Source organism: Oceanobacillus piezotolerans (assembly GCF_003665065.1).
Taxonomy (GTDB): Bacteria; Bacillota; Bacilli; order Bacillales; family Amphibacillaceae; genus Oceanobacillus; species Oceanobacillus piezotolerans.
Map to the genome: position 1 here is coordinate 41,705 of NZ_RCHR01000010.1, position 20,065 is coordinate 61,769.

General features: G+C 39.6%; 28 protein-coding genes. All 28 read right to left on the reverse strand.

The features are described from left to right. Window positions 1-12: 12 nt before the first annotated feature. The 28 genes from secY to rpoC all read right to left on the reverse strand — a co-directional run bounded on the left by secY (window position 13) and on the right by rpoC (window position 20,054). Window positions 13-1,302, reverse strand: coding sequence for a preprotein translocase subunit SecY (gene secY, locus D8M04_RS18375; protein WP_121524872.1), 1,290 nt, complete (start codon window positions 1,300-1,302; stop codon window positions 13-15). Next, entirely contained in the window at window positions 1,302-1,742 is a 441-nt protein-coding gene (gene rplO / locus D8M04_RS18380) for a 50S ribosomal protein L15 (RefSeq protein ID WP_121524873.1), read from the reverse strand. The genes secY and rplO overlap by 1 nt, the downstream gene beginning before the upstream one ends. A gap of 31 nt (window positions 1,743-1,773) precedes the next feature. Then, window positions 1,774-1,956 (reverse strand): 50S ribosomal protein L30, encoded by a 183-nt coding sequence (gene rpmD / locus D8M04_RS18385; RefSeq protein WP_121524874.1) that lies wholly within the window; start codon window positions 1,954-1,956, stop codon window positions 1,774-1,776. A gap of 16 nt (window positions 1,957-1,972) precedes the next feature. Beyond that, window positions 1,973-2,476, reverse strand: a complete 504-nt coding sequence (gene rpsE, locus D8M04_RS18390; protein ID WP_121524875.1) for a 30S ribosomal protein S5 — start codon at window positions 2,474-2,476, stop codon at window positions 1,973-1,975. A 21-nt stretch (window positions 2,477-2,497) separates the two neighbouring features. Beyond that, window positions 2,498-2,860, reverse strand: coding sequence for a 50S ribosomal protein L18 (rplR, locus tag D8M04_RS18395; RefSeq protein WP_121524876.1), 363 nt, complete (start codon window positions 2,858-2,860; stop codon window positions 2,498-2,500). A gap of 31 nt (window positions 2,861-2,891) precedes the next feature. Continuing rightward, window positions 2,892-3,428: a 50S ribosomal protein L6 gene (gene rplF, locus D8M04_RS18400; RefSeq protein ID WP_121524877.1), complete on the reverse strand. Its 537-nt coding sequence runs from the start codon at window positions 3,426-3,428 to the stop codon at window positions 2,892-2,894. Window positions 3,429-3,458: 30 nt separating this feature from the next. Beyond that, window positions 3,459-3,857, reverse strand: a complete 399-nt coding sequence (gene rpsH / locus D8M04_RS18405; RefSeq protein WP_121524878.1) for a 30S ribosomal protein S8 — start codon at window positions 3,855-3,857, stop codon at window positions 3,459-3,461. A gap of 29 nt (window positions 3,858-3,886) precedes the next feature. After that, window positions 3,887-4,072, reverse strand: coding sequence for a type Z 30S ribosomal protein S14 (locus D8M04_RS18410; protein ID WP_047185890.1), 186 nt, complete (start codon window positions 4,070-4,072; stop codon window positions 3,887-3,889). Window positions 4,073-4,101: 29 nt separating this feature from the next. After that, a complete protein-coding gene (rplE, locus tag D8M04_RS18415; protein ID WP_121524879.1) occupies window positions 4,102-4,641 on the reverse strand; it encodes a 50S ribosomal protein L5 in 540 nt (179 codons plus the stop codon). 27 nt (window positions 4,642-4,668) lie between these two features. Further along, window positions 4,669-4,980 (reverse strand): 50S ribosomal protein L24, encoded by a 312-nt coding sequence (gene rplX, locus D8M04_RS18420; RefSeq protein WP_121524880.1) that lies wholly within the window; start codon window positions 4,978-4,980, stop codon window positions 4,669-4,671. A gap of 36 nt (window positions 4,981-5,016) precedes the next feature. Continuing rightward, window positions 5,017-5,385, reverse strand: a complete 369-nt coding sequence (rplN, locus tag D8M04_RS18425) for a 50S ribosomal protein L14 (RefSeq protein ID WP_121524881.1) — start codon at window positions 5,383-5,385, stop codon at window positions 5,017-5,019. A gap of 45 nt (window positions 5,386-5,430) precedes the next feature. Next, complete coding sequence (gene rpsQ / locus D8M04_RS18430; protein WP_085993676.1) at window positions 5,431-5,694, reverse strand: 30S ribosomal protein S17; 264 nt, start codon at window positions 5,692-5,694, stop codon at window positions 5,431-5,433. Between the two features lie 24 nt (window positions 5,695-5,718). Then, window positions 5,719-5,919: a 50S ribosomal protein L29 gene (gene rpmC / locus D8M04_RS18435; RefSeq protein WP_121524882.1), complete on the reverse strand. Its 201-nt coding sequence runs from the start codon at window positions 5,917-5,919 to the stop codon at window positions 5,719-5,721. Continuing rightward, a complete protein-coding gene (gene rplP / locus D8M04_RS18440) occupies window positions 5,909-6,343 on the reverse strand; it encodes a 50S ribosomal protein L16 (protein WP_121524883.1) in 435 nt (144 codons plus the stop codon). Before rplP ends, rpmC begins: the two co-directional genes overlap by 11 nt. Before the next feature lie 20 nt (window positions 6,344-6,363). Further along, entirely contained in the window at window positions 6,364-7,005 is a 642-nt protein-coding gene (gene rpsC, locus D8M04_RS18445) for a 30S ribosomal protein S3 (protein ID WP_121524884.1), read from the reverse strand. Between the two features lie 3 nt (window positions 7,006-7,008). Beyond that, window positions 7,009-7,350 carry a 50S ribosomal protein L22 gene (gene rplV / locus D8M04_RS18450; protein WP_121524885.1) on the reverse strand — a complete coding sequence of 114 codons (342 nt, stop codon included), beginning with the start codon at window positions 7,348-7,350 and terminating at the stop codon, window positions 7,009-7,011. Window positions 7,351-7,368: 18 nt separating this feature from the next. Next, on the reverse strand, window positions 7,369-7,647 hold the full coding sequence (gene rpsS / locus D8M04_RS18455) for a 30S ribosomal protein S19 (RefSeq protein ID WP_121524886.1): 279 nt from the start codon (window positions 7,645-7,647) through the stop codon (window positions 7,369-7,371). Window positions 7,648-7,706: 59 nt separating this feature from the next. Continuing rightward, window positions 7,707-8,537 (reverse strand): 50S ribosomal protein L2, encoded by an 831-nt coding sequence (gene rplB, locus D8M04_RS18460; RefSeq protein WP_121524887.1) that lies wholly within the window; start codon window positions 8,535-8,537, stop codon window positions 7,707-7,709. A 30-nt stretch (window positions 8,538-8,567) separates the two neighbouring features. Further along, window positions 8,568-8,855 carry a 50S ribosomal protein L23 gene (rplW, locus tag D8M04_RS18465; protein ID WP_121524888.1) on the reverse strand — a complete coding sequence of 96 codons (288 nt, stop codon included), beginning with the start codon at window positions 8,853-8,855 and terminating at the stop codon, window positions 8,568-8,570. Further along, window positions 8,855-9,478 carry a 50S ribosomal protein L4 gene (rplD, locus tag D8M04_RS18470; protein ID WP_121524889.1) on the reverse strand — a complete coding sequence of 208 codons (624 nt, stop codon included), beginning with the start codon at window positions 9,476-9,478 and terminating at the stop codon, window positions 8,855-8,857. Before rplD ends, rplW begins: the two co-directional genes overlap by 1 nt. Before the next feature lie 26 nt (window positions 9,479-9,504). Then, entirely contained in the window at window positions 9,505-10,134 is a 630-nt protein-coding gene (gene rplC / locus D8M04_RS18475; protein WP_121524890.1) for a 50S ribosomal protein L3, read from the reverse strand. Between the two features lie 29 nt (window positions 10,135-10,163). Further along, window positions 10,164-10,472, reverse strand: coding sequence for a 30S ribosomal protein S10 (gene rpsJ, locus D8M04_RS18480; RefSeq protein WP_121524891.1), 309 nt, complete (start codon window positions 10,470-10,472; stop codon window positions 10,164-10,166). A gap of 1,008 nt (window positions 10,473-11,480) precedes the next feature. Continuing rightward, complete coding sequence (tuf, locus tag D8M04_RS18485) at window positions 11,481-12,668, reverse strand: elongation factor Tu (RefSeq protein WP_121524892.1); 1,188 nt, start codon at window positions 12,666-12,668, stop codon at window positions 11,481-11,483. A 119-nt stretch (window positions 12,669-12,787) separates the two neighbouring features. Further along, window positions 12,788-14,866 carry an elongation factor G gene (fusA, locus tag D8M04_RS18490; protein WP_121524893.1) on the reverse strand — a complete coding sequence of 693 codons (2,079 nt, stop codon included), beginning with the start codon at window positions 14,864-14,866 and terminating at the stop codon, window positions 12,788-12,790. A gap of 42 nt (window positions 14,867-14,908) precedes the next feature. Then, on the reverse strand, window positions 14,909-15,379 hold the full coding sequence (gene rpsG, locus D8M04_RS18495) for a 30S ribosomal protein S7 (RefSeq protein WP_121524894.1): 471 nt from the start codon (window positions 15,377-15,379) through the stop codon (window positions 14,909-14,911). Window positions 15,380-15,418: 39 nt separating this feature from the next. Beyond that, a complete protein-coding gene (gene rpsL, locus D8M04_RS18500; protein WP_121524895.1) occupies window positions 15,419-15,838 on the reverse strand; it encodes a 30S ribosomal protein S12 in 420 nt (139 codons plus the stop codon). A gap of 127 nt (window positions 15,839-15,965) precedes the next feature. Beyond that, on the reverse strand, window positions 15,966-16,217 hold the full coding sequence (locus D8M04_RS18505; RefSeq protein WP_121524896.1) for a ribosomal L7Ae/L30e/S12e/Gadd45 family protein: 252 nt from the start codon (window positions 16,215-16,217) through the stop codon (window positions 15,966-15,968). Between the two features lie 228 nt (window positions 16,218-16,445). After that, entirely contained in the window at window positions 16,446-20,054 is a 3,609-nt protein-coding gene (gene rpoC / locus D8M04_RS18510; protein ID WP_121524897.1) for a DNA-directed RNA polymerase subunit beta', read from the reverse strand. Window positions 20,055-20,065: the final 11 nt, after the last annotated feature.

Sequence of the window (20,065 nt, forward strand, 5' to 3'; positions counted from 1 at the left end):
GGCAGCAGGAAATTACTTAATAAATCCTTTGTAGTGACGCTTCACTAACTGACTTTCTAGTTGCTTCATGGTTTGTAAAGCAACACCTACAATGATTAGTAAACTTGTGCCGCCAACTTGTACTGCGGTAGGCAGATTAGCCAGTGCACCTAAGACCATCGGTAATACAGCTACAGCCGCTAAGAAAAGCGCACCTACGAAAGTTAATCGGTTAATAACACGATTTAAGTAGGTTTCCGTATTAGTACCAGGACGAATCCCAGGAATATATCCACCTTGTTTTTGCAAATTCTCCGCCATTTGTTCTGGATTCACTTGAACAAATGTATAGAAGTAAGTAAATGCAATAATCAACACTACATAAAGCAGCATACCAATTGGTTGTGTATAATCAAAAACACTTACTATTGTTTGTGCAACTTGGCCTTCAAAGAAACTAGCAATCGTACTAGGTGCCATCATAAATGCTACAGCAAAGATAACAGGAATTACCCCTGCCGCATTTACCTTTAATGGTAAATGTGTAGATTGACCGCCTACTGGAGAACGATTAACCAATTTTTTCGCATACTGAACAGGAATCTTACGTAACGCTTGGTTAACGTATATCACACCTACTGTTACAGCAAGTATAACCAAGAGAATAAGCACAACAATGATAATGTTTATAAATAATTCATCACCAGGGTTTACAAAATACTGACTGTATAGCTGAGCTGCCCCATTTGGGATAGCTGCTACAATACCGGCAAAGATCAGAATAGAAATTCCGTTCCCAACACCGTGTGCAGTAATTTGCTCACCAACCCACATTAAGAAAGAGGTTCCAGCAGTTAATACAATTGCAATAACTAAGAACTTCAGAAAGTTTGGATTCTCGATGAGTAATCCGCCAGCTAAAGCATTAAATCCGATCGACATTGCGATTGCTTGGATAAATGCCAACACAATAGTGAAATAACGTGTAAACTGTGCAAGCTTTTTACGACCCATTTCACCTTGTTTCTTCCATTCCGTAAACTTAGGAACCACATCCATCTGCAATAACTGCATAATAATGGATGCCGTAATGTAAGGCATAATCCCCATTGCAAAGATGGAGAAGTTTTGCAAAGCCCCTCCACCAAAAGTGTTTAAGAAACCAAACACGTTTTGCTGGTTCATAAAATCAATTGCTTGATTATTTGTAAAAGGTACCGGGATAAAGGTACCTAGACGGAAGACAATTAACATCAATAACGTAAAAATTATTTTCCGTCTAATATCTGCTACGCGCCAAAAATTGGAGAGTGTGCGAAACATTAAATCACCTCGGTTTTACCGCCCGCTGCCTCGATTGCTTCTACTGCAGAAGCAGAGAACTTGTGAGCTTTTACTGTAAGTTTCTTTTCGATAGCTCCCTTACCAAGTACTTTAATACCTGCTTTAGGTTTTGCTACGACACCAGTTTCTAGTAATAGCTCAGGAGTGACTTCAGTGCCATCTTCAAAACGATTTAATGTTTCTAGGTTTACAATTGCGTATTCTTTACGGTTGATGTTTGTAAAACCGCGTTTTGGTAGTCTTTGGAATAAAGGCATTTGGCCCCCTTCGAATCCAGGACGAACACCGCCGCCAGAACGAGCTTTTTGACCTTTATGACCTCTTCCAGAAGTTTTACCGTTACCTGAAGAAGTACCACGTCCAACTCTGTTTCTGTTTTTACGTGTTCCTTCAGCTGCTTTCAACTCATGTAGTTTCATGCGAGCACCTCCTCTTTACACTTAGTATTAATTAAACTTCTTTCACCGTTACTAGATGAGATACTCTATTAATCATACCACGAACGGATGGAGTATCTTCAAGAACTACGGCTTGACGAATTTTCTTAAGACCTAGAGCTTCAACAGTCTTTACTTGATTTTGTTTTCTGCCAATAACACTCCGTGTGAGGGTGATCTCTAATTTTTTAGACATAATGTTTCCCTCCTTATTATCCTAACAGTTCTTCAATGGACTTTCCACGTAATTTTGCTACATCTTCTGCACGCTTCAATTGTTTAAGACCATCGATTGTTGCACGAATCATATTGATTGGTGTGTTTGAACCTAGGGATTTAGTAAGAATATCACCAACTCCTGCAAGTTCAAGAATAGCACGAACTGGTCCACCAGAGATAACTCCAGTACCTTCATAAGCTGGTTTCATTAATACTTTACCAGATCCGAATCTACCATGTACTTCATGAGGGATGGTAGTTCCAACAAGTGGTACAGTAACTAGATTTTTCTTCGCATCATCAACTGCTTTTTTAATAGCTTCAGGTACTTCCTGAGCTTTACCAGTACCAAAACCTACATGACCGTTTTTATCTCCAACTACAACGATTGCTGCAAAACGCATACGGCGTCCACCTTTAACTACTTTCGATACACGGTTAACCGCAACAACACGTTCTTCAAGATCTAATTTATTCGGGTCGATACTTGTATTCATTAAATGTTTCCCTCCTTACGATTAAAATTCAAGTCCTGCTTCACGAGCAGCTTCTGCTAATGCTTTTACACGACCATGATATAAATATCCGCCACGGTCAAATACTACAGATTTGAATCCATTATCTTGAGCACGTTTAGCAATCAGTTCTCCGACTTGTTTTGCTGCTTCAACATTACCTGCCGATTCAACATTCAATTCTTTATCTTTAGTAGAAGCACTTGCAACAGTAACTCCGTTGATATCATCTATTAATTGAGCATAGATGTGTTTATTTGAACGATATACGTTTAAACGTGGACGAGCTGATGTTCCAGAAAGATTTCTGCGAACACGACTATGTCTTCTTTTACGTACAACATTTTTGTCAGGTTTTGTGATCATCTACGTCACTCCTTTCTGCTCCTAACTAATCTTACTTAGCAGTTTTACCTTCTTTACGGCGTACATATTCTCCAGCATAACGGATACCTTTACCTTTGTAAGGTTCTGGTGATCTAATTGCTCTGATGTTAGCAGCAACAGCTCCGACTAACTGTTTATCAATACCTTTAACGATTAATTCCGTGTTTTTAGGTACTTCAATTTCGATTCCCTCAATTTGTTCAATCTCAACTGGATGAGAGTAACCAGCACTTATAACAACTTTATTTCCCTGTTTTTGCGCACGGTAACCTACACCGATAATTTCTAGTGCTTTTTCATAACCCTTACTTACACCTACAACCATGTTGTTGATTAAGCTGCGAGTTGTACCATGCAATGCGCGATGTTCTTTGTTATCGCTTGGACGTCCTACAGTTAGAACATTGTCCTCTATATTAATCTTCATATCAGAATTTAAATCTCTTGTTAATTGACCTTTAGGTCCTTTAACTGTAATTGTGTTTCCATCAAGTTTAACTTCTACACCTTCTGGAATTTCGATGGGTTTAAGTCCTATACGAGACATTCATTGCACCTCCTCTAATTAACAAATTAATTACCAAACATATGCTAAAACTTCGCCGCCAACAGCTTGAGAACGTGCTTCTTTATCAGATAGAACACCATTAGAAGTTGAAACGACAGCAATACCTAGACCGTTTAGTACACGAGGTACCTCATCAGCTTTAGCGTATACACGCAATCCTGGTTTACTAATACGTTTAATACCAGTGATTACTCGTTCTTCATTAGGACCGTACTTAAGGAAAATACGCAGAATACCTTGTTTGTTATCTTCAATCACTTCATAATCTTTAACAAAGCCTTCACGTTTCAAGATATCAGCGATTTCTTTTTTCATTTTAGAAGCAGGAAGCTCTAAACTTTCATGTTTAACCATGTTAGCGTTACGAATACGAGTTAGCATATCTGCGATTGGATCTGTCATCACCATTAATCATTACCTCCTTCCCTAATCGGGGATTACCAGCTTGCTTTTTTGACACCAGGAATTTGACCTTTATAGGCAAGTTCACGGAAACAAATACGGCAAAGTTTAAATTTACGAATTACAGAATGTGGACGACCACAACGCTCACAGCGAGTATATTCACGTACTTGGTATTTTTGTGGGCGCTTTTGTTTTGCAACCATAGATTTTTTAGCCAAAATTTTCCCTCCTTGTATTAGCTTTTAGCTTATTTTTGGAAAGGCATGCCTAGCTGAGCCAATAGTTCACGAGCTTCTTCGTCCGTATTAGAAGTTGTTACGATAACGATATCCATACCACGAACTTTATTGACTTTATCATAGTTAATTTCCGGGAAAATTAATTGTTCTTTCACACCTAAAGTGTAGTTACCACGGCCGTCGAAGGCTTTCTTGGAAATACCACGGAAGTCACGTACACGTGGAAGTGATACAGAGATAAGTTTTTGTAAGAACTCATACATACGTTCACCACGTAAAGTAACCTTCGCTCCAATAGGCATTCCTTCACGCAAACGGAAACCAGCGATAGATTTCTTCGCACGAGTGATAAGTGGTTTTTGACCAGAAATTAATGATAGTTCTTCAACCGCACTATCCAATGCTTTAGAGTTTTGAACAGCGTCACCAACACCCATGTTGATAACAATCTTTTCAATCTTAGGTACTTGCATTACAGATTTATAGTTAAATTTATTCATTAAAGATGATACGACTTCATCTTGATATTTTTGTTTTAATTGATTCATCATGTCGCCCTCCTTTCACCAGCGGAATTATTTATCTAAAAGTTCACCGGACTTTTTAGCGATTCGGACCTTTTTACCGTCACGAACTTCATATCCAACACGAGTTGGTTCACCTGACTTAGGATCGATTGGCATAACATTAGAAACATGAATTGGAGCTTCTATGTTAAGAATTCCACCTTGTGGGTTCTCTTGTGAAGGTTTAGCGTGTTTTTTAATCATGTTAACACCTTCTACAAGAACGCGATCCTTTTTAGGATATGCTTCTAAGATGACACCTTCTTTACCACGATCTTTACCAGATAATACTTTTACTTTATCACCTTTTTTGACATGCATGCATTACGCACCTCCTTGTCAAGTTAATTTATAAACTTATAAAACTTCTGGAGCTAGAGATACGATTTTCATGAATTTAGCATCACGTAATTCACGTGCAACAGGTCCGAAAATACGAGTTCCTCTTGGACTTTTATCATCACGAATAATTACGGCAGCATTTTCATCAAAACGAATATAGGATCCATCTTTACGACGCGCACCAGATTTACTACGTACGATTACAGCTTTAACAACGTCACCTTTTTTGACAACGCCTCCTGGTGTTGCTTGTTTTACCGAGCAAACAATTATATCACCAATATTAGCTGTCTTACGACCAGATCCACCTAATACTTTGATGGTCAATAATTCACGAGCACCAGAGTTATCAGCAACTTTTAATCGAGTTTCTTGTTGAATCATAACACTGTGACCTCCCTTCGGATACGTTCCGAGTCAACATTTAAATTAGATAATTACTGCTTCTTCAACAACTTCTACTAAACGAAAACGTTTTGTTGCAGATAGTGGGCGAGTTTCCATGATACGAACGATATCGCCAACTTTCGCTTGATTGTTTTCATCATGAGTTTTAAATTTCTTAGAATACTTAACGCGTTTACCATATAATTTATGGTTTTTGTAAGTTTCAACTACAACGGTAATTGTTTTATCCATTTTGTCTGAAACGACACGTCCAGTATAAACTTTACGATTATTACGTTCAGTCATACGAGGCTAACCTCCTCTCTTGAATCAGTTATTTACGTTTAATTCACGTTGACGTACAACAGTTTTCATACGTGCAATTGCTTTTCTTACTTCACGAATACGTGCAGTGTTTTCCAACTGACCAGTTGCAAGTTGGAAACGCAAATTAAATAATTCTTCTTTTAAAGATTTTACTTTTTGTTCAATTTCGGCAGTGGTTAGATCTCTAATCTCATTAGCCTTCATTGTTTTCACCACCAATTTCTTCACGTTTTACAAATTTAGTTTTAATCGGTAGTTTATGAGAAGCAAGTCGTAACGCTTCACGAGCAACCTCTTCTGGTACACCAGCGATTTCAAACAAAATTTTACCTGGTTTTACAATTGCTACCCAACCTTCAGGAGCACCTTTACCAGAACCCATACGAACTTCTAGGGGTTTCTTTGTATACGGTTTGTCTGGGAAGATTTTAATCCAAACTTTACCGCCACGTTTCATATAACGAGTCATAGCAATACGAGCAGCCTCGATTTGTCTGTTGGAGATTCTAGATGGCTCCAATGCTTGCAATCCGTATTCACCAAATGATACCTCTGTACCACCTTTAGCACGACCGTTCATATTAGCACGATGTTGTCTACGATACTTAACACGTTTAGGCATTAACATAATGCGTTTGCCCCCTTCCTTTATTTATGGTTTTTAGTTGGAAGGACTTCCCCACGGTAGATCCACACTTTAACACCTAGCTTACCATAAGTAGTGTCTGCTTCTGCTGTACCATAATCGATGTCAGCACGTAAAGTATGAAGTGGAACTGTTCCTTCGCTGTAATGTTCTGCACGAGCGATATCAGCACCGCCTAGACGGCCAGATACTTGTGTTTTAATTCCTTTAGCACCTGCACGCATTGCACGTTGAATTGCTTGCTTTTGTGCACGACGGAATGAAATACGGTTTTCTAATTGACGAGCGATATTGTCTGCTACTAATTTCGCATCGATATCTACTTTCTTAATTTCTACAATGTTAATGTGTACTCGTTTACCAGTTAAAGCATTTAAAGATTTACGAAGTGCTTCAACTTCAGAGCCGCCTTTTCCGATTACCATACCAGGTTTACCAGTATGAATCGTAATGTTTACACGGTTAGCCGCACGTTCGATTTCGATAGAAGAAACAGCAGCTGTTTTTAGGCGGTTTTCAAGATATTCTCTGATTTTAATATCTTCATGTAGTAAGTCTGCATAGTCTTTACCAGCATACCATTTTGATTCCCAGTCTTTAATAATGCCTACGCGGAGACCTGTTGGATTTACTTTTTGACCCACTAACTATCCCTCCTTCTTTTCTGTTAAAACCACAGTGATGTGGCTTGTGCGTTTATTAATTCTGCTTGCGCGTCCTTGTGCACGTGGACGGAAGCGTTTCAATGTTGGTCCTTCATTTACATATGCTTCAGATACTACTAGATTATCAGTATCCATTTCATAGTTGTGTTCTGCATTTGCGATAGCAGATTTCAAAACTTTTTCAACTACTGGTGAAGCTCCACGTTGTGTATGGCGTAGAACCGCGATTGCTTCGCCAACTTGTTTTCCCCGAATAAGATCAACAACTAAACGAACTTTACGAGGAGCTATACGAACTGTTTTCGCAACGGCTTTAGCTTGCATTCGGTCTGCACCTCCTTATTATCGTTTTGTTTTCTTGTCGTCGGCAGAGTGTCCTCTGTATGAACGAGTTGGTGCGAATTCACCTAACTTATGTCCGACCATATCTTCTGTTACATATACTGGAACGTGTTTACGTCCATCATATACCGCAATTGTATGACCTACAAAATTAGGGAAGATGGTAGAACGACGAGACCAAGTTTTTACTACTTGTTTTTTATCCCCTTCGTTTAACTGATCAATCTTCTTTAATAGATGGTCATCTGCAAAAGGTCCTTTTTTCAAACTACGACCCATGGATAAACCTCCTTCCGCAAGTGAGAGACGGGATTATCTTTGCCCGTCTTTAAATTGGTTTATTTTTTACGTTTACGAACAATATACTTATCAGACGGCTTGTTGCGTGTGCGTGTCTTGTAACCAAGTGTTGGTTTACCCCAAGGTGACATAGGTGATTTACGTCCGATTGGCGCACGACCTTCACCACCACCGTGTGGGTGATCATTAGGGTTCATTACAGAACCACGAACAGTAGGGCGGATACCTTTCCAACGAGAACGTCCTGCTTTACCAACACGGATTAGTTCATGTTCTAGGTTACCAACTTGACCTACAGTTGCACGGCAAGTGCTTAAGATTAAGCGAACTTCACCAGATGCTAGGCGTACTAGTGTGTATTTTTCCTCACGACCCAAGATTTGCGCTTCAGCACCAGCTGATCTTGCTAATTGTCCACCATTACCTGGTTTTAACTCGATGTTGTGAATAACAGTACCTACAGGGATTTTACCGATTGGTAATGCATTCCCTACTTTGATATCTGCCTCTTCACCTGATTCGATTTCTTGACCTACTTGAAGTCCTTTTGGTGCAATAATGTAGCGTTTTTCTCCGTCCGCATAGTTAATTAATGCAATGTTAGCTGTACGGTTTGGATCATACTCAACTGTAGCAACGCGTCCTGGTATTCCATCTTTATCACGTTTGAAATCGATAATACGGTATTGACGCTTATGACCGCCACCTTGATGACGAACAGTTAATTTCCCTTGGTTGTTACGTCCTCCACGTTTCTTAATTGGACTTAACAGGGATTTCTCTGGTTTGTCTGTAGTGATTTCAGCAAAATCAGAAACAGACATGTTACGACGACCGTTTGATGTTGGTCTAAACTTTTTAATCGCCATCTTTTTCCCTCCTTTTCAGATATCTAGTAATTAAGCCTCAAAGAAGTCTAGTTCTTTACTATCCTCAGATAGTTGTACAATGGCCTTTTTACGGTTTGATCTATAACCACCGTAACGTCCCATTCTCTTGAACTTACCTTTAAGGTTAAGTGTGTTCACTTTAACAACCTTTACACCAAAGATAGCTTCCACAGCATCTTTGATTTCCGTTTTGTTTGCTTTAGGGGATACTTCGAATGTATATTTTTTATCTGCCATTTGGTCAGCTGAGTGCTCCGTAATGACAGGGCGTTTAATAACATCGCGATGATCTTTCATTATGCAAACACCTCCCCTGCTTTTTCAGCTGCATCCTTCGTTAAGATTAGCTTGTCATGCGTTAATAAATCTAAAACGTTAACTTCTTCAACTGTTAATACCTTAACAGATTTCAAGTTATTCGCAGAACGTGCAACTACTTCATTTTTATCCGCAGTTACAATAAGTGCTTTCGCATCAGCATTAACTGCATCTAGCATATTAACGATTTCTTTTGTTTTTGGTGCATCGATTGCGATGCTTTCTAATACGACGATATTCTCTTCTTTCACTTTAGAAGATAAAGCAGATCTAAGAGCTAAACGACGTACTTTTTTCGGTAACTTATAGCTATAGCTACGTGGTGTTGGACCGAATACAACTCCACCACCTACCCATTGTGGGGAGCGAATTGAACCTTGACGCGCACGACCAGTTCCTTTTTGACGCCATGGTTTACGACCACCGCCTCGCACTTCAGAACGATTCTTCACATCGTGTGTTCCTTGACGTAAAGATGCACGTTGCATAATTACTGCTTCATGAAGCACATGTGTGTTTGGCTCAATACCAAATACTGCATCATTTAATTCAATCTCTCCAGCATTACTTCCATCTTGTTTTAATAGTGCTACTTTAGGCATGACATATCCTCCCTTCGTTTGTGTGATTAATTACCTTTAATCGCACTTGTAATTTTCACGTATGATTTTTTCGCACCAGGGACATTACCTTTGATTAGTAATAGATTCTTTTCAGCATCTACACTTACTACTTCAAGATTTTGAATGGTTACTTGTTCAGAACCCATATGTCCTGGTAATTTTTTACCTTTAAATACACGCATTGCATCAACAGCACCCATTGAACCTGGTCCTCTATGATAGTGTGAACCGTGTCCCATTGGACCGCGTTGTTGTCCGTGACGTTTGATTGAACCTTGGAAACCTTTCCCTTTGGAAGTTCCTGTTACATCAACTTTTTCGCCAGCTTCAAAAATTTCAACGCTAACTTCTTGACCAACTTCTGCTCCGTCAAGGTTAACGTTACGGAATTCACGAACGTAGCGCTTAGGGGCAGTGTTTGCTTTTTCAGCATGGCCTTTTTCTGGTTTGTTCGTACGAGATGGCTTCTTATCAGCAAAACCAAGTTGTAATGCTTCATAGCCGTCATTTTCTAAAGTTCTTTTCTGTAATACCACGTTAGGTTCAGCTTGAACAACTGTTACTGGGATTAATTCTCCACTTTCAGTAAAAAGCTGAGTCATGCCGATTTTACGACCTAAGATTCCTTTCGTCATCCGTTACACCTCCTATAAATAACAATAAATTATAATTTAATTTCTATATCTACACCAGACGGTAAGTCAAGACGCATTAACGAATCAACTGTCTTTGGTGTTGGCTCAACAATATCGATTAAACGTTTATGTGTACGCATTTCGAATTGTTCACGTGAATCCTTGTATTTGTGTACCGCACGTAATACAGTGTAAACTGATTTTTCAGTTGGTAATGGAATCGGACCAGAAACATTTGCTCCAGAACGCTTCGCAGTATCAACAATCTTTTCTGCAGATTGATCTAAGATACGGTGATCATATGCTTTTAAACGGATTCTAATTTTCTCTTTTGCCATTATTTTCCCTCCTTTTTCGCCCATATTATTATAGACATTCTCCGTGAAAATTTCTTGACCACCCGCCATGGCAAAGGGGCCGGGTGTGCCAACAACCTCTCACTTCATCGCCTTTTTCTGACCAACATTATAAGTATACCAAATGGTGTTGGCCTATGCAACCTTTCTTTTAAAACTAATTATCGGTCGCACATTTGTGTATTATACATAGATATTTGTGGTTTTGCAAGCTTTTCTTGAATATTTTTCTACTTATTGCATATAAGTTATTATGTGAAGTTATCGATTAGAATTGCTGTTTATTCTATTAGTATTTGAAAAAGAGATATTCTATTTTTGTTACCTATTACTTTAATTACACATTACTACTGCTATTTAATGAAGACATTAATAAGCAGATTTGTTTTTGATAGAATTTGTTACTCTAGAGAATAGATAGACTACTGATTAGTTTAATTCTAGATATCGTGAAAAAATATAAAGAGTACGGAAACACCCTAGAATTATTTGTTCGTGATTTCCACTGCGGGCAGCGCCTTAGCCTCCTCGGAAGAAAACCATTTCCTGCGGGGTCTTCGGCTGTTGCTTTTCCCGTAGGACAAGGAAGGCTTCAGCAGTGATACATCGCACGAAGAAAAAGTGCTTTTCTTTTTCGAGGAGTCGACTGCCCTCCGCTCCAATCACTTCATATAATTGGGCGGTGTTTCCACCTTCCTATATTTATAGATTAAAAAGCATAATTTAGCGGAGGAAATACACGGAGACTCCTGCGGGATGATAAGCCTAGTTGAGACCCCGGAGAGACGACAGTCTCGAGGAGGCTCAACAGCGCCCGTGGAAAGCGTAGTGTATTTCCGTAGCGGTGTTAACCACTATTCTGAATTCAATTAATCAACTTTTTCTATAGACTATATATTAGTAAGAATTACAGATAGGTTGGCGATAGTGTTTATATAAAGAAAACAGGTAACGCTAATGCGTTACCTGTTTTGTATATCGATAAATATATTATTTTTCGATTGTAGTTACAACGCCTGATCCAACAGTACGTCCACCTTCACGGATGGAGAAACGAGTACCTTCTTCGATAGCGATTGGAGAAATAAGTTCAACTGTCATTTCAGTGTTATCTCCAGGCATGATCATTTCAGTTCCTTCTGGAAGATTGATTACTCCAGTTACGTCCGTAGTACGGAAGTAGAACTGTGGGCGGTAGTTAGAGAAGAAAGGAGTGTGACGTCCACCTTCTTCTTTAGATAATACATAAACTTCAGCTTTGAAGTTAGTATGTGGTGTAATAGAACCTGGTTTAGCTAAAACTTGACCACGGTTGATATCTTCACGGGATACCCCACGAAGTAACGCACCAATGTTGTCACCTGCTTCTGCATAGTCAAGAAGTTTACGGAACATCTCAACACCAGTTACAGTAGTTTTACCATTTTCTTCTTGAAGACCAATAATTTCTACTTCGTCTCCAACTTTAACTTGACCACGTTCAACACGACCAGTAGCAACAGTACCACGACCAGTAATTGAGAATACATCCTCAACTGGCATCATGAATGGCTTGTCGTTGTCACGTTCTGGAGTTGGAACATATTCGTCTACAGCTGCCATTAAGTCAAGAATAGCTTGTTCATATTTTTCGTCGCCTTCTAGAGCTCTTAGAGCAGAACCGCTGATAACTGGAACGTCATCACCAGGGAAGTCATATTCAGTTAATAGATCACGAACTTCCATTTCTACTAATTCAAGAAGCTCTTCATCGTCTACCATATCAACTTTGTTTAAGAATACAACGATTGAAGGTACACCTACGTTACGAGATAATAGGATGTGCTCACGAGTTTGTGGCATAGGACCATCAGCAGCAGATACTACTAAGATAGCTCCGTCCATTTGTGCAGCACCAGTGATCATGTTTTTAACATAGTCCGCGTGACCTGGGCAGTCTACGTGCGCATAGTGACGAGTTTCAGTTTCATATTCTACGTGAGAAGTTGAGATAGTGATACCACGTTCTTTTTCTTCTGGAGCACCATCGATTTGGTCGTAAGCACGTGCTTCTGCACCACCATGTTTTGCAAGTACAGTTGTAATTGCAGCTGTTAATGTAGTTTTACCATGGTCAACGTGACCGATTGTACCAACGTTTACGTGACTCTTGGAGCGATCGAATTTTTCTTTAGCCATTTATAGTTCCTCCTTTAAGTAAATAAAGATATTTTTAATAATGTATGTTCAACTAAGAAATCAAAGTTGATTTCTTAGTCTTCACTAATTGTTATACGTCACAATGGACAAAAAATCAATTATTCGCCAACGTTTTTCTTAATAATTTCTTCACCGATGGACTTAGGCACTTCTTCATAATGGTCGAAATGCATTGTATATGTTCCGCGACCTTGCGTGTTAGAACGCAATGCAGTTGCATAACCAAACATTTCAGAAAGAGGTACCATTGCACGAATTACTTGCGCATTACCACGAGCTTCCATACCTTCTACACGTCCACGACGGGAAGTTACGTCACCCATGATATCCCCCATGTACTCTTCAGGAACAACAATTTCAACTTTTTCAATTGGTTCTAGAATTACAGGGTTACATTTGTTCTTCGTTGCTTTAAGTGCCATAGAAGCAGCAACCTTAAACGCCATTTCATTTGAGTCAACATCATGGTAACTACCATCGAATAACGTAGCTTTGAAGTCGATTAGAGGATATCCTGCTAGGACACCATTCTCTGCAGCTTCTCTAACTCCATTTTCAATTGCAGGGATGTATTCACGTGGAACTACCCCACCAACGATCTTGTTCTCGAATTCAACTCCAGCGCCTTCTTCATTAGGCTCAAACTTGATCCATACGTGACCATATTGTCCACGTCCACCAGACTGACGTACAAATTTACCTTCTACTTCAGCAGCAGTACGCAGTGATTCACGATATGCAACCTGAGGGGCACCAACGTTTGCTTCTACTTTAAATTCACGTTTCAAACGGTCAACAATGATATCTAAGTGAAGTTCACCCATACCAGAGATGATAGTTTGACCAGTTTCTGTGTTTGTTTCTGTCTTAAATGTTGGATCTTCTTCAGCAAGCTTAGACAATGCAATACCCATCTTATCTTGGTCTGCTTTTGTTTTTGGTTCAATAGCAACAGAGATAACTGGTTCAGGGAATTCCATTGATTCTAAGATAACTAGGTTCTTTTCATCACATAACGTATCACCAGTTGATGTATCTTTCAAACCAACAGCAGCGGCAATTTCACCAGAATAAACTTTAGAAATCTCTTCACGGTGATTTGCGTGCATTTGAAGGATACGTCCAACACGTTCGCGCTTATCTTTCACAGAGTTTTTCACATATGATCCAGACTCAAGTGTTCCAGAGTAAACACGGAAGAAGGTTAATTTACCAACATAAGGGTCAGTCATAACTTTGAACGCTAATGCTGAAAATGGCTCATTATCACTTGATGGACGAGTTGTCTTCTCTTCTGTGCCAGGAATGATACCTTCGATTGCTTCAACATCTGTTGGTGCTGGAAGGTAATCAATAACACCATCTAGCATTAATTGAACACCTTTGTTTTTAAATGCAGATCCACAGAACACAGGATAGAATTCTACGCTAAGTGTTGCTTTACGAATTGCAGCTTTCAACTCATCTTCGCTGATTTCTTCACCTTCAAGGTATTTCATCATAAGCTCTTCATCAGTTTCTGCTACAGCTTCAATTAAATTCGTACGCAATTCTTCTGCTTGATCTTTTAATTCTTCTGGAATTTCGCGTGCTTCTTCAGTTGTACCTAGATCATCAAGATAGAAGTGTGCTTCCATTTTGATAAGGTCAATAATTCCATTGAATTGATCTTCAGCCCCAATTGGTAACTGAACAGGGTGTGCGTTCGCTCCTAAACGATCTTTAAGAGTCTTTGTAGAATAAAGGAAATCTGCACCTGTTTTATCCATCTTGTTGATGAATACGATTCTTGGTACACCATAAGTTGTTGCTTGACGCCAAACTGTTTCAGTTTGAGGTTCAACACCTGATTGTGCATCAAGCACCGTTACAGCACCATCAAGTACACGTAAGGAACGTTCAACTTCAACTGTAAAGTCTACGTGTCCTGGTGTATCAATAATGTTGATTCGATGTTCTTTCCATGCAGCAGTTGTCGCAGCAGAAGTGATTGTAATACCACGTTCTTGCTCTTGCTCCATCCAGTCCATTTGTGAAGCACCTTCGTGTGTTTCACCGATTTTGTGAATACGTCCTGTATAGAAAAGAATACGTTCGGTAGTTGTTGTTTTACCTGCATCGATGTGTGCCATAATACCGATATTACGTGTCTTTTCCAAGGAGAACTCTCTAGCCATATGTTTTTCTCCTTTCTAATTGGAAAAATTGTTCGTTTATTATTACCAACGATAGTGAGCAAATGCTTTGTTGGCTTCAGCCATCTTATGCATGTCTTCACGTTTCTTAACGGAAGCTCCTGTGTTGTTAGAAGCATCTAAGATTTCATTAGCAAGACGTTCTTCCATTGTTTTCTCCCCACGTAGACGTGAATAGCTAACAAGGTAACGCAATCCTAATGCTTGGCGTCTTTCCGGACGAACTTCAACCGGTACTTGGTAGTTAGAACCACCAACACGACGCGCGCGTACTTCAAGTACAGGCATTACATTCTTCATCGCTTGTTCGAAGACTTCCATAGGGCTTTGGCCACTTCTTTCTTGAACAAGTTCAAATGCGCGATAAAGGATTTTTTGTGCCTTTCCACGTTTACCATCGACCATAATTTGGTTGATTAAACGTGTAACTAATTTTGAATTATAAAGCGGATCTGGTAATACATCGCGTTTTGGTACTGGACCTTTACGAGGCATATAAGTATCCTCCTTTCTTTCTATCTTAATTTTGATTCATTATTTTTTCTCTTTTGGTTTCTTCGTTCCATACTTAGAACGACCTTGCATACGACCTTCAACTCCAGCAGTATCTAGCGCACCACGTACGATGTGGTAACGTACCCCTGGTAAGTCTTTAACACGTCCTCCACGAAGCAATACAACACTGTGTTCTTGCAAGTTATGTCCGATACCAGGAATATAAGCAGTTACTTCCATGTTGTTAGACAAGCGAACACGTGCATATTTACGTAGCGCTGAGTTTGGTTTCTTAGGTGTAAGTGTACCTACACGAGTACAAACTCCACGTTTTTGAGGAGAATTTACATCTGTAAAAGATTTTTTGAAGCTGTTGTAGCCTTTGTTAAGCGCTGGTGAATCAGATTTCTTAGTCTTGCTGACTCTACCTTTACGTACTAATTGATTAATAGTTGGCATGACTCATTGTCCTCCCTTCATGATTTTATATTAATAAGCAGTTAATAAATCTGCATCTTGTAAACCCACACATCCAGGCGGTCCATTTTAACGTAAAAAAATGCTTTGGATTATATACATAACCCAACTATTTCCTTACCGCTGCAGTTGACGCTCCTACATCAATCCCGCATGAAATACCTAATTCCTTCTTGGAATTAACATATTTATAAGGGACTTCTAAGCGTTCCGCCAAACTTACTACCTTTTGTGTGATGTGTTTATCCGCATCCATAGCGACATACACTTCACTTACTTCGCCATTCTTCATGGCTTTCAGTGTTTGTTTCGTCCCAATGATTAAGCTTTGCTTAATCTTTGTCACTTTTTCATTAGACATTTTCATATCCTCCAAAGCAACAAGTATATCGGAAGCACCTTGAATATAGTACCATCCATCGTTTTTTATGTCAATAATATTATTGATATTTTTTGGCAGATAAGAAAGTATAAACTTACTTATCTGCATAAGTGCAACTATGGCATTCGCCTAAAGGCTTGGCGAACGCCAAGTTTTCTAATGTTTCCGATAATAACTACTTGTTCATTTGCTGTTCATTAAGATCTGTTATTGTACTGTTTCAGTTTCAGCTTCTTCCACTTCTTCTTCTGGTTTGTCTAATACCGGATTAATTCTGCGGTATTGCTGCATACCAGTACCAGCTGGAACTAATTTACCAATAATAACATTTTCTTTCAATCCTAATAATTCATCACGTTTACCTTTAATTGCAGCATCTGTTAGTACACGAGTTGTTTCTTGGAATGATGCCGCAGATAAGAAGGAGTCTGTTTCCAAGGATGCCTTGGTAATACCAAGTAATACCGGTCTCCCTGTTGCAGGCTGACCTCCATTAAGGAGTACGGATTTGTTTGCTTCTTTAAATTGATGAAGTTCTAATAAGGATCCAGGTAGTACATCTGTATCTCCTGAATCAACCACACGAATCTTACGCAGCATTTGGCGAACCATCACTTCGACGTGTTTGTCTCCGATTTCTACCCCTTGCATACGATAAACTCGCTGAACTTCACGCAGAATGTATTCTTGAACACCTTCCACACCTTTAACACGTAATAAATCTTTCGGATCAATAGAACCTTCCGTTAACTCTTGACCAGCAACAACACTATCTCCTACAGAAACCTTCATTCTTGCATTATAAGGAACAGCATATGAGCGTTGTTCCACGTCCCCTTGAATAACAATTTCTTGTCTATCTTTTACTTCTTTCACTTCAAGGACACTACCGTAGATTTCTGTAATAACCGCTTGGCCTTTTGGATGACGTGCTTCAAATAATTCCTGAATACGCGGCAGACCTTGGGTAATATCGTTACCAGCAACCCCACCGGTATGGAAAGTACGCATCGTTAACTGTGTACCTGGTTCACCGATAGATTGTGCAGCGATAATTCCTACCGCCTCACCAACTTCAACATTGGAACCAGTTGCTAGGTTACGGCCATAGCATCGTTGACATACCCCGTGTTTCGTATTGCAAGTGAACGCAGAGCGGATAGTGACTTGCTCTATTCCTGCCTCAACAATTTCCTTCGCTTGATCTTGAGTGATCATATGGTTCTTAGATACAATCGTTTCTCCAGATTCAGGGTGTTTTATTGTTTCAAATGAAGTACGACCAACTAGTCGATCAAAGAGTGGTTCGATAACCTCTGTTCCATCAACCAAAGCAGCTACAGTTAAGCCGCGGTCGGTACCACAATCTTCTTCACGAATGATAACATCCTGGGCAACGTCAACCAATCTTCTTGTTAAGTATCCTGAGTCGGCAGTCTTCAAGGCTGTATCAGCAAGACCTTTACGAGCACCGTGAGTAGAAATAAAGTACTCTTGAACAGTTAATCCTTCTCGGAAACTTGACTTAATTGGGAGCTCAATAATCTTACCAGCAGGGTTAGCCATCAATCCACGCATACCAGCAAGCTGTGTAAAGTTAGATGCATTACCACGAGCACCTGAATCACTCATCATAAAGATAGGGTTTTTATCACTTAATGACTTCATTAGTTTTTCTTGTATGGTATCTTTGGCTTGAGACCAAATAGAGATAACTCTGTCATAACGTTCTTCCTCCGTAATCAACCCACGGCGGAATTGTTGTAAGACTCTATCTACCTTCTCTTGTGCCTCATCTAAGATAACCTGTTTCTCTGGTAATACAATAACATCTGCTATACCAACCGTCATTCCAGCCTTAGTTGAATAACTGAATCCAAGGTCCTTCATACGGTCAAGCATTTTTGATGTTTCGGTAATCTTAAACAGTTTAAATACTTCCGCGATAATATCACCTAAGAAGCCTTTCTTAAACGGTTTTACTAGATCACGATTTTTAATCTCTTCTTTAATGTCCACTCCATGTCCAACAAAGTATTGTTCAGGAGTTTTATCTTCTAAGTTGCCTTTGGTTGGCTCATTAATGTACGGGAACGAATCTGGCAAGATTTCGTTAAAAATTAATTTCCCGACAGTTGTAAGAAGCAATTGACGATTTTGTTCTTCTGTGAATGTCTTATTATTTAAGCTGGAAGCTTGGACGGCGACTCTCGTGTGCAGGTGCACATATCCGTTTTGGTAAGCGATCTTAGCTTCATTGATATCCTTAAAGATGCTTCCCTCACCAATCGCACCTTTTCTTTCTAATGTTAAATAATAGTTTCCTAATACCATATCTTGTGAAGGAGTTACAACCGGTTTTCCGTCTTTAGGATTTAGGATGTTTTGAGCTGCTAACATTAGTAAACGAGCTTCAGCTTGTGCTTCTGCTGATAAAGGAACGTGAACTGCCATTTGGTCTCCATCAAAGTCAGCGTTATACGCTGTACATACAAGCGGGTGCAAGCGAATAGCTCGACCTTCAACCAATGTTGGTTCGAATGCTTGGATTCCTAGTCTGTGTAACGTCGGTGCCCGGTTTAAGAGTACAGGATGTTCTTCAATAACATCTTCTAATACGTCCCAAACATCTGGATGAACACGTTCAATCTTACGCTTCGCAGATTTAATGTTATGAGCAAGCCCTCTTTCTACTAGCTCTTTCATAATAAATGGCTTGAACAATTCAAGTGCCATTTCTTTCGGTAGACCACATTGGTACATTTTCAGATGAGGCCCAACTATGATAACAGAACGACCTGAATAATCCACACGTTTACCCAATAGGTTTTGACGGAAACGACCTTGTTTCCCTTTTAACATATGAGATAGGGATTTTAATGGACGGTTTCCTGGTCCAGTTACTGGACGGCCACGACGACCATTATCGATTAATGCATCCACAGCTTCTTGCAGCATACGTTTTTCGTTTTGTACAATAATGCTTGGTGCCCCTAAGTCCAACAAGCGTTTCAAACGATTGTTACGATTGATCACACGGCGATATAAATCATTTAAGTCAGATGTAGCAAAACGTCCACCATCCAATTGGACCATTGGTCTAATTTCTGGAGGAATAACCGGAAGAACATCTAAAATCATCCACGCTGGCTCATTTCCAGAGTTACGGAATGCTTCTAGCACCTCTAGGCGTTTGATAGCTCTTGTTCTACGTTGCCCTTGGGCTGTTTTCAACTCTTCACGCAATGCATCCACTTCTTTTTCGAGATCGATATCCTGAAGCAGTTTCCGGATGGCTTCTGCACCCATTTGTGCTTTAAACGTGTTACCGTATTTATCGTAATATACACGGAATTCTTTTTCTGATAGTAATTGTTTCTTCTCCAAAGGAGTATTTCCTGGATCTGTTACAATATATGCAGCAAAATAAATGACCTCTTCTAGTGCTCTTGGTGACATATCTAATAACAATCCCATACGGCTCGGGATTCCTTTAAAGTACCAGATATGTGATACAGGAGCAGCTAGTTCAATATGTCCCATACGTTCACGACGCACTTTAGATTTTGTAACTTCAACTCCGCAACGGTCACAAACTACACCTTTATAGCGTACACGCTTGTATTTCCCGCAGTGGCATTCCCAATCTTTCGTTGGGCCAAAAATACGCTCACAAAAGAGTCCGTCTTTTTCTGGCTTCAGTGTACGATAGTTAATAGTTTCAGGCTTCTTAACCTCTCCATATGACCATGAACGGATTTTTTCTGGTGAAGCTAAACCAATTTTCATATACTCGAAATTATTTACATCTAGCAAGGAGCCTTCCT